The organism is Facklamia sp. 7083-14-GEN3, assembly GCF_024742075.1.
GTDB lineage: Bacteria > Bacillota > Bacilli > Lactobacillales > Aerococcaceae > Facklamia.
Genome location: NZ_JANSGD010000001.1, coordinates 554,089 through 567,672, shown reverse-complemented (window position 1 = coordinate 567,672; position 13,584 = coordinate 554,089). Strand labels below are relative to the sequence as shown.

Here is a 13,584-nt window from a genome sequence, read left to right as displayed (position 1 = left end):
ATAGTTAATAAGAAAGAAGGAGTGGTCTTATGAAACAAGCCATTTTAAATTTAGAAAGTCTAGCCTGTCCGTCTTGTTTAACAAAAATTGAAACGGCTGTTAAAACTACTGAAGGAGTGGCTGCAGACTCTGTTAAAGTATATTTTAATGCTAGTAAGGTAAAGTTAGCTTTTGATGATTCTTTGTTGTCTATTGAAGAGGTTAAGAAAAATATCGAATCAATGGGTTATCAAGTCGAGAAAACTAAAGTAAAGGAGAATTAATAAGAATGGAATGGAAAGACTTTCTACTTAACAATGAAGATAAACTAACCACTTATGTGCAGACTATCGCTCGCGTCCATGGCAAGAAACATCCTGAGCTTATAGTAGTACGTGATTATTTTATAGCTGTCTTAGAAAATATCGATGACTCAGAAAAAGTCGGGGAATATCTTGAGCAAATTAGGCTTGAAAGTAAGAATTTCACCGTCCCCGCTGATGGCTGTGAAACTTATCAAGCTGCATATCATGACCTAAAAGAAAGTTATCAATTATATAAGCAGTAATAAATCATTTAGCAACTACCTCCAAGTAGTTGCTTTTTTATTTTATCAAGCAATAATTATTTTTTAGATTAACCTAAAAATAATTGACATTAAATCTAAATAGGTTATACTCAATTTATAAAAATAATTAGGGTAACCTAAATTAAGGAGTTGGATTTATGAAAAAGTTTTTTAAGTTTGTTCTTACGTTTATTTTGATGGGAAATGCTTTTGCTAGTATTTCTTCGGAAGTTTTTGCAGAGGAAAAACCTGCGGTTACAGTATCTTCCTCATTTTTATACGATATGGTCCAAAATTTAGCAGGGGACTTGGTATCGACTGAAATGATTATTCCTACCGGAGAAGATCCTCACTTGTATGAAGCTAGACCGCAAGACTTGCAAAAAATAAAATCAGCAGACCTTGTTTTGTATCATGGTTTGCACTTTGAAGGCAAGATGTCAGATATTCTTGAACCAATTGGCGTAGCTGTCACCGAAGATTTTGATCCCAATGTAGTAGGAGTGATGGATAGCTCTTCTGGTGTGGCGGTCGACCCTCATTTTTGGTTTGATATTGAACTCTATCAAGAAGCCACTCAAAAAGCAGCAGAAGCTTTAATTGAATTATTGCCAGATCAAGAAGATACCATCACTAAAAATCTCGAAGACTACAGCAATCAATTAAAAGACTTAGACAAAGAAGTTGAAGAAAAAATAGCTTCTATCCCAGAGGATAGCCGCTATCTAATTACCCCCCACGACGCCTTTAATTATTTCTCAAGAGCCTATAATATTCCTGTGCGAGCTCCACAAGGTGTTACCACTGATTCGGAAGTTTCTAATAAAGATATTGATGATACGGTTGATTTTATTGTAGAGAAAAAAATTAAAGCCATCTTTGCTGAAACAACTACCGATCCCGCTCGAATGGAAAAATTAAAAGAAGCAGCTGCCGCTAAAGGCTTTGAAGTAAAAGTTATCAGAGGGGAAGGTCAAGAACTCTTTTCAGATTCTTTAGCACCTGAAGGAAAAGAGGGCGATAAATATATCGAAATGGTCCGTCATAACGTTGATTTAATTGTAAACAATTTGAAATAAGATGCATACAAAAGAAAGTTATGCCGAGTTTTTCTCGGCATCTTTCTATTATTTGCTAATAGAAACTTAGGAGGATACAGTATGAATAATGCACTCATCAAAGTAGAAGATTTTACCATGGCTTATCAGGAACAACCGGTATTATGGGATATTGATCTCGAAATTATTAAAGGATCTAGAACCGCCATTATTGGACCCAATGGTGCTGGTAAGTCTACCCTCATTAAAGGGATTCTTGAATTAGAAAAGCCTTTATCTGGAAAAGTTTCGATTATGGGGACTAACTTCAATGAAATTAAAAATAAAGTAGCCTATATACCTCAAGCAAGTGAGGTTAATTGGGATTTTCCCACAACGGTTGAGGATGTTGTTTTAATGGGGCGTTATGTTCATTTAGGATGGATCAAACGTCCACGCAAAATTGACTATGAAAAAACCCATCAAGCGCTTAAAGAAATCGGTATCTATGAGTATAAAGACCGCCAAATTTCTCAACTTTCTGGAGGACAAAGGCAAAGAGTCTTTATTGCCAGAGCCATTGCACAAGAAGCGGAAATTTATTTTATGGATGAACCTCTTGCAGGGGTCGATAAGCGAACTGAAAAAATCTTTATTGACTTTGTCAAACGTATTCAACAAGAAGGCCATACTTCCATTGTTGTTCACCATGATTTGAATACCATTAAACAGTACTTTGACCACGTGATTATTTTAAATAAACGTTTAATCGCCGCCGGTTCGACTGAAGAAGTCTTTAATCATGATAATTTAGTTAAAGCAAATATGACTTGGGGAGGCGAAATTTAAGATGGATGTCTTAACTAGTTATTCCTTCGTATTAATTGCACTCTCGACTTTTTTATTAGCTTCCGCTTCAGGAGCGGTAGGGGCAGTGAGTGTTTTTAAAGGGCAATCACTGATTGGTGACGCCATTGGGCATGCCACCTATCCGGGGATTGTTTTAGCCTTTATGTTGACCCTGTCAAAAGATACCGTGACCATGATGATAGGCGCTGTTATTAGTGGAGGATTGGCCTATGGTTTAATTCAAATCATCGACCAGCACTCCAAATTAAAATTAGATGCTATCTTAGCCATTATTTTATCTTCATTCTTTGGTTTTGGTATGGTGTTAAAAAGTAATATTTCTGGTAATCCTCGATTTAAGGGAGCTTCCCAAGCCGGTTTAAAGAATTATCTGTTTGGTCAGGCATCTTATATCATGGAAAAAGACTTAAAAATTATCTTAATTGTGGCTGTTGTATCCATCTTTATTTTGATTCTTTTTAAGAAAGAAATTAAACTCTTCGTTTTTGATGAAGTTTACGCCAAAACAATTGGGGTTAAACCGGTTATTCTCTATAGTATTATCTTAGTCATGACCATGAGTTTAATTGCTGTGGGCTTAAAACTTGTCGGTACTATTTTAATCGCTTCGATTTTAATTGTCCCATCGATTGCAGCCATGCAGTGGAGCCACCGCTTTGAACGAGTCTTAATTCTTTCAGGAATTTTTGGTGGTGTTTCCGCAGTGATTGGTACTTATATATCTACCCAATATAACGGAATGAGTACAGGACCTACTATTATTCTTGTTCTATCAATCTTTGCCTTGTTATCCATGCTTTTAGGTAGAAATGGAATTGTTCAAAAGAAACTCGTTTCAAAAAGGGAGGTCAAATAAATGATTGAGAATATTTTCTTATTATTTGATATAACTTTTGAATCCTTAATTATTCTGGTTTTAACAGCATTAGCTTGTGCCATTATCGGTTGTTTCCTTTTATTAAGAAACTTATCTATGTTAGGAGACGCGATTTCGCATACAGTACTCTTAGGGATCGTTCTTGCATACTTTATTGCACATGATTTAACTTCTCCTTTGTTGATTGTGGGAGCCGCATTAATCGGTGTATTCACCGTGTGGGGGGTAGAAAGTCTTTCCAACACTGGTTTAATTAAAAATGACGATGCTGTTGGAGTTGTTTATCCCTTATTTTTCGCTTTATCGGTTATCTTAATTACTAAGTATGGTGGAAATGTCCATTTAGATACCGATGCTGTACTAATGGGAGATGTAGGCATGGCTTCTCTAAGTCGAGTCGACTTTTTTGGCTTTTCAGTAGCTAAATCAGCATTACAGATGGGATTCATGCTTTTATTAAATGCCTTATTTATTCTAATCTTTTACAAAGAATTAAAAATCACTACTTTTGATTCTCAGTTTGCTCAAGTGGCTGGATTTACTCAGTTAATACTGTTTTACGCTTTGATGTTATTAACATCCATTACCACAGTAGTAGCCTTTGATGCCGTTGGGGCGATCTTAGTAATATCTTTCTTGATTGCACCGGCAGCTTCTGCCTATCTTATCGTTAAAAAATTAAATCACATGCTGATAGTTGCTTGTTTGTATGCGATTGTCAACTCTGTCTTAGGTTATTTTATTGGACTCGGTTTAAACGTTTCCTTATCAGGTATGACCGCAACCATAGCTGGTATTACTTTTGGATTGACATTCTTGTTCAACCGCAATGGTTTTATCACTCAAATGGTTCGTAAAGTTCAGCAAAAACAAAGCTTAAAGGAAGAGCTGTTTATCATGCATTTAGCTAATCATCGTAATACAGCCAATGAATTGGAGGAAGCTGGCTTCCAGTCTATGAAAGAGCATTTACAGTGGAAACAAGATCAAATAGAAAAGGTGGGTAATCGTTTAATAAAGAACGATGAGGTCTTTCACGACACGCACAAAGACACCTATCGCTTAACTTCTAAAGGTCAAGTAAGGTATCAATCTTTAAAAGAAGCTTATAAGTTATAATTAAAAGAAATAAAAGAATCTATACCTATCAAAGGTTTAGATTCTTTTTTTGTACTAGATCTTGGATAGTTATAATTTGTATTTTTTAGGTTAGCCTAAAAATGTGTTGACAACAACCCTAAAAATTATTATTATAAACATATAAAATTATTAGGGTAACCTAAAAAAGGAGATTTAATATGAAAAAATTTGTTAAAGTTGTCGTTGCAATGTTTTTAATGCTAGGATCGGTTAGTGGTGTCCCATTAAGTGCTTCAGCTAAGAAAATGCCGTCTGTTACAGTGACTACTTCTTTTTTAAATGATATGGTCAAACATTTAGCAGGTGATTTTATATCAGTTGATATGATTATACCAGCAGGTGAGGATCCGCACTTATATGAACCAAGACCTCAAGATATTAAAAAGTTAGAAGAAGCCGATTTAGTCTTATACCATGGTTTACATTTTGAAGGAAAGATGACAGAAGTTCTTGAATCTTTAGGAGTTGCCGTTTCTGAAAATTTTGATTCGAATGAGATAGGGGTTATGGATGATGAAGGGAGTATGACCGTCGATCCTCACTTCTGGTTCAACTTGGACTTGTATCAACAAGCCACTGAAAGAGCAGCAGAATCATTAATCAGCTTAGTTCCTGAACATAAAGAAGAAATTATGAATAATACAGAAGACTATAAAGAAGAATTAATGGAATTAGATAAAGAGGTTAAAGAAAAGATTGGTTCTATTCCTGAAGAGAGCCGATTCTTAATCACTCCACACGATGCTTTTAATTACTTTTCAAGATCCTATAACATTCCAGTTCATGCGCCTCAAGGTGTAAGTACTGATTCAGAAGTATCAAACAAGGATATCGATGATACAGTCGATTTTATTGTTAATAATAAGATTAAAGCCATTTTTGCTGAATCAACCACTGACCCAGCACGAATGGAGAAATTAAAAGAAGCTTGTGCTAAGAAAGGTTTTGAAGTTAAAGTAGTTAGTGGAGAAGGACAAGAATTATTTTCAGATTCCTTAGCACCAGAAGGACAAGATGGTGATACCTTCATTGATATGGTTGAGCACAATGTTGATCTAATTGTAAATAACTTAAAATAAAACGAAGAGCACACGAGAGATTCTCGATGTGCTTTTTTACTTTAAGTACAATTTAATATATCGATAAGTTTTTTTTATTGGATTTAATTTTGTAAAACTTCGCTTTGTTCCTTTTTTCTATGGTACAATATAAATGTATAAATATATATAAGGGAGAGGGTTTCATGATCAGTCGTAATCAGTATCATAATGTTAATTCAAGGGAGGGCTTCAAGTTAATGAAAAAAGTTAAAGGGGCATGGTTAGCCGCAACAATCGTTTCTTCGCTTTCTTTAGGAATTGTTTCACAGCAAATTAATGTTTTTGCTCAAAGTACAGGTATCGAACAGATTAGTACTAGTATGTTATCCTCAAAATTTGAAGATAAGGACGAATTCATTAAGTCTGAAGAAGTAATTCAAGAAATGGAAAAAGCACTCGATGCTGTTAAAATGGAATGGAAATCAAATTCTTTAGAAGATGTTAAGAAAGAAATGGAACGACAAAAAGCTCTAGATCTTCCTGGTTATATTATTCAATGGGGAGACACATTGAGTCTAATTGCTCAAGCTCTTGAAATGCCAGTAGAAGATTTAGCAAAAATGAATGGCATAAAAGATTATGACTTTATCTTAGCAGGAGACATCATCCTAGTGGATGGCGAAATTTCTTCAGAAGAGGTTGTTGATATCCAACAAACAACTGATAGTTCAGCTGCCGATAAGAACAATTCAAATAATGACAATAGCTCATCTGATATTGATAATTCAAGTGAGAATAATAATAACTTGATTGATGGAGATGAATCAGCGAACGAAAACATCAAAAATGATAATGATAAGTTAACGACTCCAGATAAATCCGATTCAGAAGATTCAGTCTCCACAACACCAACAGATCCGAAGGACCCAACAGATCCGAAGGACCCAACAGATCCGAAAGATCCAACAGATCCGAAGGACCCAACAGATCCGAAGGACCCAACAGATCCGAAGGACCCAACAGATCCGAAGGACCCAACAGATCCAAAGGACCCAACAGATCCGAAAGATCCAACAGATCCGAAAGATCCAACAGATCCGAAAGATCCAACAGATCCAACGACACCAACCAATCCAGAGACACCATTAGAGAGTTATATTCGTAAAGTGAAAGCAGAAGCTCTAAGAGTCTTAAATGGATTCAGAGAGAAAAATAATCTTGGAGTATTTAATGAGAATGCTCAATTAGAAAAGGCTGCTAACCGAAATGCAGAAAATCTACACACATCTGGTAATTTTGGACACCAAGATGATTTCAAATTTGTTCAAGAAGAAGGATACGATAATAATAAAGATTTAAAAGCTAATGAGCCGGCAACTGTAGCAAATCTTTACAATAAAACTTTCGGATCTAATCCTATTGAAACTATTTCTGCAGAAGAAATTGGTAAGGATATTATATTATCGTGGTATGGAGATATTAATCAAAAAGATGGCGAGGGTAATATTAATCGAGGTCATAGATTAAGTATGATGGACGATCGTTTTGAAGATGTGGGTACAGGTATTTATTTTGATGAAAATACTAATTCAATTTATGCGACACAATATTATGGAACCCAATCACTAGAAGTTAATAGTACAGAAGATTATTCTGTTCCTAAAGGTGATGCTTCAAATCCTGACCCAACACATTCACCAGAAGGTTATCTTGACTACTTAGAAGAGTCTAAAGATAAGTCATATTATCAGTCTGAAGATGCTCAAAATGATATTCAATACTTAATAGAAGAAGATCAAAAGTTTCAAGATGAACTAAAGTAATATTTAATTTCAAAAATACATTTATAATAAAACAAAGAGCATTAGATTACATGTTAATCTAATGCTCTTTTAAACTAACCTCTTTTTAAATTATTTTACATGTTTTTTAATTTTTTTTGTAAATGGTTGAATAAAAAATCCTAAAAGTAATAATAAGAAAGCTGATAGCTCAAACGGGAAAACAATCTCTCCCGTTGATGGTAATTTAAATTCTGTTCGTTCTTTTGGAGAAGAAGGATTGGTTGGCTTTTTAGGGTCTGTAGGTTCAGCAGGAACTGTTGATTTTCCTTCTGGTCCATATTCAATAACTTCATCTACTTTATTCTTTAAAATTTTTCCCTCTTCATCAACACGACCGACAACACCCTCTGTGACAACTTTTTCTTCACCGGGTTTAAGATCAGAATTAGGCTCGCGTATAGTATCGAAAGGTAGCTCAGCAGGACCATATTCCACCAATTTATCTACTTTTTCTTTTAAAATATTATCCTCTTCATCAATACGTCCGTAAGTACCTTCGTTAACAACTTTTTCTTCACCAGGTTTAAGGTCAAGATTAGGTTTGCGTATGGTATCGAAAGGTGATTCAGCAGGTCCATATTCAATAACTTTGTCGACTTTTGCCTTTAAAATATTATCTTCTTCATCAATACGTCCGACAGCGCCTTCGTTAACAACTTTTTCTTCACTAGGTTTAAGATTTATATTTGGTTTACGTATAGTTTCAAAAGGTAACTCAGCGGGTCCATATTTAATAATTTTGTCTACTTTTGCTTTTACTATTTCGTCTTTTGTTTGATTTTCCAATGCATTTCTGACCACACCACCATTTTTTCCTTCTTGTGCGACTTTTTCTTCACCAGGATTTAAATTAAGATCAGCTTCGCGTATAACTTCAAAAGGAAGTGGTTCTGCAAACTTAAAAACATGTATAACTTTAGAAATATTTCCAGCTCCATCTTGAACTAAGATTTCTACATTTGCTAAACCAGAGACAGGGGAATGAACAGAAAAAGGAACTTGTGTATTTTTAGGAAATCTGAATTTTTCGTTTGGTAAGGGTTCGAATGTAATGGTGTCATAAAAATTATGCTCACTATTAGTTGAAGTAATATTGTATTTATTTAAGACATCTGTATTAATGAATCTAACTCTCCAAACACCTGTGTCGCTATCCTTAAAAGGGAAAGCTACGTTATACACGCGTCCCTTTCGTAATATTGGATATTTATCATTTACAGTAGTGAAGTTAACTTCTGAATCTGGGGTTAATTCAGAGTTGTGATCAAAAGTACCATCGGGTAATACATTTGCTGTTAATGAAAAGGTTTGAACTTCATTTGATTCTTCATCAATCACTGAAATGATATTTGCTTCATTTTTTTTATCTTCAATTAAACTATTATTAGTAATATTATTCTCTTCAGGTAAATTTTCTGCTTGATTGTCATTTTCTAACTCAACACTATTGTTCGTTGAATCAAGAACCAAAGAAATTCTATCTTCTTCACTCTCTTCGTTAATTTCTGAAACCATTTCAGAAGAATTGATAACTCGGTTAGTATCTTCACCATAAACAGTTATATTTGTGAGTAGGGGACTAATAGCGGTTAATAGCGCTATGGTTGTAATTGATTTATTTTTGATAAAATCACTCCTTTATAAATTTATTGTAGCATAAGAAATTATAAAGTCCTAATTATAAGGTTATAAAAACTAAATGAGTTCAAATATTAATATCCATTTAATGTGATTTTAATATTTTTATATTTGAGTATTTTTTTAATTTTACATATTTAAAATTTTATTAAAATTATGTACTATTTTTAATAGTAATAGAGTGATTAGTCTAGGATAGTAGAGTAGGGTCATAGGAAAATATTTTTTGCAGTAGTATAATGATAATTTTCTTTATATGGTAGATTATACTTAATAAATCTTTAAATTTTAGAATTATTTTGAGAAGTATATTATAAAATGAACAGTTGTAACTTTAAAAATTATTAAGAGTATTAATTTGTAATATAAACTTTAGAAGTAAGTAAAGGTTTAATTAGGAGAATATATATCAGATTTTAGGAACTTTGTAGTTAAGAATGTAAAGAGATAAGAAAATGTAGCTGAGCTTTTAAGCTATAAAGTTTTAAAATTATAAAGTTTATAAAATTTTTAAACAATATATCTAGCATTATCTGTTAAATTTAAGAAGCTTATTAATTTAAATTATAGATATAATCCAGTTAATCAACTTGCAGCATCTCGCGCAAATAAATAAGATAATGTATATTATGTAAACTAAAACATAAATTAAATGCTCCTCCCCTTTGGTTGGAAAATTATATCTAATAGTAAAAAGCAAGCACTAATGAATCTTAGTCGCTTGCTTTTAATATTACAATAAATTTAGTTACACTTACTCTTTATTAATTAGTTTTTCAACTGTAATAAAGTCTTTAGATGTCCCTAAGATAACTAGCATGTCACCGTCTTGAATAACAGAATGCGGTTCAGGATTTCCTAAGAATTCACCAGATTCACGTATAATGCCAACTATATTAAAACCATGTTTGGCACGAATATCGAGCTGAATAATATTTTTTCCTACCCAAACCTTAGGTGCTGTAACTTCAAAGATTGAATAGTCGTCCACAATGTTAAAGTAATCTACTAAGTTCTTAGAGGATAAATTATAAGCTAATTTACGTCCGCTTTCTTTTTCTGGGATGATAACTTTGTCAATTCCAACCTTTTTCAAAACTTTGGCATAATAATCAGTTGAAGCTTTACCAATGATTGTTTTAACACCTATCTCTTTTAAAGTAATCGTGGCTAAGATAGATGCTTCTAAATCAGATCCAATAGCAATAATGGCTGTTTGGATATTTGCTAAACCGAGTTCGTGAAAAACTTCAATATTTTTGATATCAGCACATATGGCATGTGTTACATAAGGTGCAATACGATTGATGCTTTCTTCACGATTATCAATAATAATGACCTCATGGCCTAATTTCATTAAGTTTTCAGCTAAACTTCGGCCAAAACGACCTGCTCCTATTACTAAATATTCTTTCATTTCATCACCCCACTAAAATACTTTCTTTGGCTTCACGGTAGTTATTGGAAGCCTTTCTGGTAAAGAAGACATAAACCATGGCCATTGGGCCAATTTTACCGAATATCATTGTAAATACTATTATTAATTTGCTCATCACACTTAAATTAGCTGTGATTCCTTGACTTAATCCCACTGTACCATAAGCTGATACAATTTCATAATAGAGATTGACTAAAGATTTATTGGGTTCGAAAATAGTTAATAAAATTAGTGCCAAGCCAATCCATGAAAAAGACAGAAAGAAGATGGCCAAAGATTTTAGGATATTCTTTTTAGGAATTCGACGTTTAAAGACCACTGTATCTTGACTTTCACGCAAATAAGAGAGTGTATAAAGGATTAATAAAGCAAAAGTTGTGACCTTTAAGCCCCCTGCTGTTCCTCCGGGCGCCCCTCCAATAAACATTAAAAGATTAGTCACTAAATAACTAGGAGTTCTCAAAGCTCCTTGATCAATAGTAGCAAAGCCCGCAGTTCTTGTTGTCACTGATTGGAAAAGCGCGGCAGTTAGCTTATCTAAAAGGTTTAAAGGTCCTAATGTACTTGGGTTTTGCCATTCAATGATTAAGAAAAATAGTGCTGGTAAAACAATTAATAAACCGGTTGTCACTAGCACCAACTTAGTGTGTAAACGGATGGGACTGCCATTTAGTCGATAATGAATAAGGTTTCGACTAACTGAAAAGCCTAATCCCCCTAAAATAATTAAAAGCATGATTACAAGATTAATCCAGTTATTATCAACATAGCCTAAAAAGCTTTGATCACCTATAATATCAAAACCCGCATTACAAAAAGCTGATATGGAATGAAAGACACTATTAATAACTCCTCTTAATAAACCATACTCTGGAACGAATTGAAAACTAAGTAAAATGGCGCCGATAGCTTCAATAAATAAAGTAGAATAGGCAACATAACGTACGAGGTCTGCCACCTCACTAAAAGTACTGGTGTTCTTTTCTTCTGCTAAGAACTTACGGTTAGAAAACGAAAGACGCCTTCCCATTAACATACCGATGGTCCCTACACCTGTCATAACTCCTATTCCACCAATTTGAATCAGTATTAAAATAATTGTTTTTCCAAATGGAGACCAATGAGTCGCTGTGGTTAAGGTCGCTAGGCCTGTGACACATACAGCGGAAGCGGCCGTAAAAATACTATCAATAAAAGAAGTTTCAACGCCCTCTTTTGTGGCAAAAGGTAATTTTAATAGGAGACTGCCAATTAAGATTAGACCTAAGTAACTATAGAAGAATAATTCGGCTGGATTAATTGAAATGAGATCTTTTTTCCACCTGTTATAAACGAGCATTGATTTCCTCCTTTCTTTTACAACTATTAGTTAGCAGATAAATTATACTATAAATATAGTATTGAAAAAGACATTGAATTTCAAACTTAAATTAAAGTTTACAGCAAAAGTTTTTATATTACCTTAATATTACTTTGAGACTTTATATCTGCTCTTTTTTCTTCTTTTTCTTAAAAAATAGCCATAAAATAATTAATAATATTAATAAACTCATCAATATGAACAACCACAATTTCCATTGGAAAGGCTGTTTTTCAGTTAATGTTTCTTCCACTTTTTCTTTAGGGTAAGGAATACGTTTACCAATAACCAATAGACGGTGACTATTGATCATGTAAGGCGTACAAGTTAATAATGTAACACGATCTTCTCCTTCTTCTATTCTGAGGGACTCAAAATCATTGGGTTCAATGACCTTGATTTCTATTACTTCATAAGCTAAATCATCGCGCAAGTTGTGAATAAAGAATTGGTCGCCAACTTTCATTTTATTTAAATCAGAAAATAACTTAGCGCTAGGCAAGCCGCGATGGGCTGTAATCACACTATTGGTTCCTTTCCCCCCCACTGGTAAGCTGGTGCCTTGAAGGTGGCCTGCTGCTTTTTGTAAGACTTCTTCAGTAGCTCCAGCATGGATTGGTAAAGAAACATCAATCTTAGGGATATCAATATAGCCAATCTGTTCATTAATCTCGAGCATACGAGCATATTCCTTAATCCCTTCCTTTTGTTTTTGTGTAAAGGGATCGACCACCCCGTTCATGCTAGGAAGAATGGTGGAATTATAAGCAACCGCTAATTCAATACGGCGGTCTAATTCCGTTTTAGGAAGTTTTATTGATTCATCCCTAAACTCTTGCACTTGGGTTCTAGCCGCTTGATTATGGATAAAACGAGAAACAAAAGGAAAAGCGAGTAAGCTTAAACCTAAAAGAAAAATAATTATATTTAAAAGGTCTCGAAATCTTCTTGTTTTAGCGATAGTAGCCACCTACTCTCCTTCTTCTTTCTTTTTTCGGTTATATAGCCAAAAACTAATAGCCAATATGATTAAAAGTAATAGGAGTAATAAAATCCAGCGATACTTCATAAAGAAGTTAATATTACTCTTACGCTCTTCTTCGTATTCCTCTTGCACATAAGGGATTCGGTGTCCTCTAACTAACAATCGATGACTATTAATCATATAGGGTGTACAAGTAATGAGTGTCATATAATCTTGGTCTGGAACAATGTCTAAGTATTCTATTTCATCCGGTAAGATGACATCAATTTTATCAACTTGGTAAGCTAAGGTTTCATATAAGTTTTTTAAATAAAAGACATCACCTTCTTTAAGTTTATCTAAATTAGAAAAAAGTCGGGCATTAGGTAAGCCACGGTGCCCTGTAAGGACCGAATGGGTGTGTTTACCTCCAACGGGCAAACTGGTACCTTCTAAGTGACCAATTCCCTTTTGGAGTACTTCTTCACTGGTTCCAGCAAAAACCGGTAATTCTTCATTGATTTTGGGAATATCAATTACACCGATTTGTTCTTTAATTTCTAACATATGCGCATAGGCTACCCGCCCTTCTTGATAATCCTTTTCTGAGAAGGGATCGGAAAGATTAAAAACCCCTTCGTTTTTTTGACTTAATTGGTCGTTATAAGCCTTAGCAAGAAAAATACGGCGGTCTGTTTCCTTAATGGATAACTGTTGGACTGCTTCTTTATAGGTATTGACTTCTACTCGAGAAGCTTCATCATAAAGATAACGTGTAATAAAGGGATAGCATAAGGCTATCCCTCCAATTATAAAAATCAAATTATAA

13 protein-coding genes are annotated in these 13,584 nt (G+C 34.0%); 8 read left to right on the top strand and 5 right to left on the bottom strand.

Annotated elements, in window-relative coordinates:
- Positions 1 to 29 precede the first annotated feature (29 nt).
- The 8 genes from NW240_RS02665 (at position 30) to NW240_RS02630 (ending at position 7,334) form a co-directional block, all read left to right on the top strand.
- A complete protein-coding gene (locus NW240_RS02665; RefSeq protein ID WP_258435905.1) occupies positions 30 to 263 on the top strand; it encodes a heavy-metal-associated domain-containing protein in 234 nt (77 codons plus the stop codon).
- A 5-nt stretch (positions 264 to 268) separates the two neighbouring features.
- Positions 269 to 547, top strand: a complete 279-nt coding sequence (locus NW240_RS02660) for a hypothetical protein (protein ID WP_258435904.1) — start codon at positions 269 to 271, stop codon at positions 545 to 547.
- A gap of 158 nt (positions 548 to 705) precedes the next feature.
- Positions 706 to 1,626 carry a metal ABC transporter solute-binding protein, Zn/Mn family gene (locus NW240_RS02655; protein ID WP_258435903.1) on the top strand — a complete coding sequence of 307 codons (921 nt, stop codon included), beginning with the start codon at positions 706 to 708 and terminating at the stop codon, positions 1,624 to 1,626.
- Positions 1,627 to 1,707: 81 nt separating this feature from the next.
- The gene (locus NW240_RS02650; RefSeq protein ID WP_258435902.1) at positions 1,708 to 2,433 is read left to right on the top strand and encodes a metal ABC transporter ATP-binding protein; all 726 of its coding nucleotides are present in this window, start codon (positions 1,708 to 1,710) and stop codon (positions 2,431 to 2,433) included.
- Position 2,434: 1 nt separating this feature from the next.
- Positions 2,435 to 3,310, top strand: coding sequence for a metal ABC transporter permease (locus NW240_RS02645; protein ID WP_258435901.1), 876 nt, complete (start codon positions 2,435 to 2,437; stop codon positions 3,308 to 3,310).
- Entirely contained in the window at positions 3,311 to 4,450 is a 1,140-nt protein-coding gene (locus NW240_RS02640) for a metal ABC transporter permease (protein ID WP_258435900.1), read from the top strand.
- Between the two features lie 179 nt (positions 4,451 to 4,629).
- Positions 4,630 to 5,550 (top strand): metal ABC transporter solute-binding protein, Zn/Mn family, encoded by a 921-nt coding sequence (locus NW240_RS02635; RefSeq protein ID WP_258435899.1) that lies wholly within the window; start codon positions 4,630 to 4,632, stop codon positions 5,548 to 5,550.
- 218 nt (positions 5,551 to 5,768) lie between these two features.
- On the top strand, positions 5,769 to 7,334 hold the full coding sequence (locus tag NW240_RS02630) for a CAP domain-containing protein (protein ID WP_258435898.1): 1,566 nt from the start codon (positions 5,769 to 5,771) through the stop codon (positions 7,332 to 7,334).
- 90 nt (positions 7,335 to 7,424) lie between these two features.
- Here NW240_RS02630 and NW240_RS02625 read toward each other — a convergent pair whose 3' ends face one another.
- From NW240_RS02625 to NW240_RS02605, 5 genes are all read right to left on the bottom strand, one after another.
- Positions 7,425 to 8,870, bottom strand: coding sequence for a G5 domain-containing protein (locus tag NW240_RS02625; protein ID WP_258435897.1), 1,446 nt, complete (start codon positions 8,868 to 8,870; stop codon positions 7,425 to 7,427).
- 877 nt (positions 8,871 to 9,747) lie between these two features.
- Positions 9,748 to 10,410: a TrkA family potassium uptake protein gene (locus tag NW240_RS02620; protein WP_258435896.1), complete on the bottom strand. Its 663-nt coding sequence runs from the start codon at positions 10,408 to 10,410 to the stop codon at positions 9,748 to 9,750.
- 4 nt (positions 10,411 to 10,414) lie between these two features.
- Positions 10,415 to 11,770, bottom strand: a complete 1,356-nt coding sequence (locus tag NW240_RS02615) for a TrkH family potassium uptake protein (protein ID WP_258435895.1) — start codon at positions 11,768 to 11,770, stop codon at positions 10,415 to 10,417.
- Positions 11,771 to 11,912: 142 nt separating this feature from the next.
- Complete coding sequence (locus tag NW240_RS02610) at positions 11,913 to 12,761, bottom strand: class C sortase (protein ID WP_258435894.1); 849 nt, start codon at positions 12,759 to 12,761, stop codon at positions 11,913 to 11,915.
- On the bottom strand, positions 12,762 to 13,577 hold the full coding sequence (locus NW240_RS02605; protein ID WP_309302391.1) for a class C sortase: 816 nt from the start codon (positions 13,575 to 13,577) through the stop codon (positions 12,762 to 12,764).
- Between the last annotated feature and the right edge of the window lie 7 nt (positions 13,578 to 13,584).

Bases quoted from the DNA above. Each gene is read 5' to 3' on its own strand.
- NW240_RS02665 (WP_258435905.1), top strand. From the start codon at position 30: ATGAAACAAGCCATTTTAAATTTAGAAAGTCTAGCCTGTCCGTCTTGT.
- NW240_RS02660 (WP_258435904.1), top strand. From the start codon at position 269: ATGGAATGGAAAGACTTTCTACTTAACAATGAAGATAAACTAACCACT.
- NW240_RS02655 (WP_258435903.1), top strand. From the start codon at position 706: ATGAAAAAGTTTTTTAAGTTTGTTCTTACGTTTATTTTGATGGGAAAT.
- NW240_RS02650 (WP_258435902.1), top strand. From the start codon at position 1,708: ATGAATAATGCACTCATCAAAGTAGAAGATTTTACCATGGCTTATCAG.
- NW240_RS02645 (WP_258435901.1), top strand. From the start codon at position 2,435: ATGGATGTCTTAACTAGTTATTCCTTCGTATTAATTGCACTCTCGACT.
- NW240_RS02640 (WP_258435900.1), top strand. From the start codon at position 3,311: ATGATTGAGAATATTTTCTTATTATTTGATATAACTTTTGAATCCTTA.
- NW240_RS02635 (WP_258435899.1), top strand. From the start codon at position 4,630: ATGAAAAAATTTGTTAAAGTTGTCGTTGCAATGTTTTTAATGCTAGGA.
- NW240_RS02630 (WP_258435898.1), top strand. From the start codon at position 5,769: ATGAAAAAAGTTAAAGGGGCATGGTTAGCCGCAACAATCGTTTCTTCG.
- NW240_RS02625 (WP_258435897.1), bottom strand. From the start codon at position 8,870: ATGGTTTCAGAAATTAACGAAGAGAGTGAAGAAGATAGAATTTCTTTG.
- NW240_RS02620 (WP_258435896.1), bottom strand. From the start codon at position 10,410: ATGAAAGAATATTTAGTAATAGGAGCAGGTCGTTTTGGCCGAAGTTTA.
- NW240_RS02615 (WP_258435895.1), bottom strand. From the start codon at position 11,770: ATGCTCGTTTATAACAGGTGGAAAAAAGATCTCATTTCAATTAATCCA.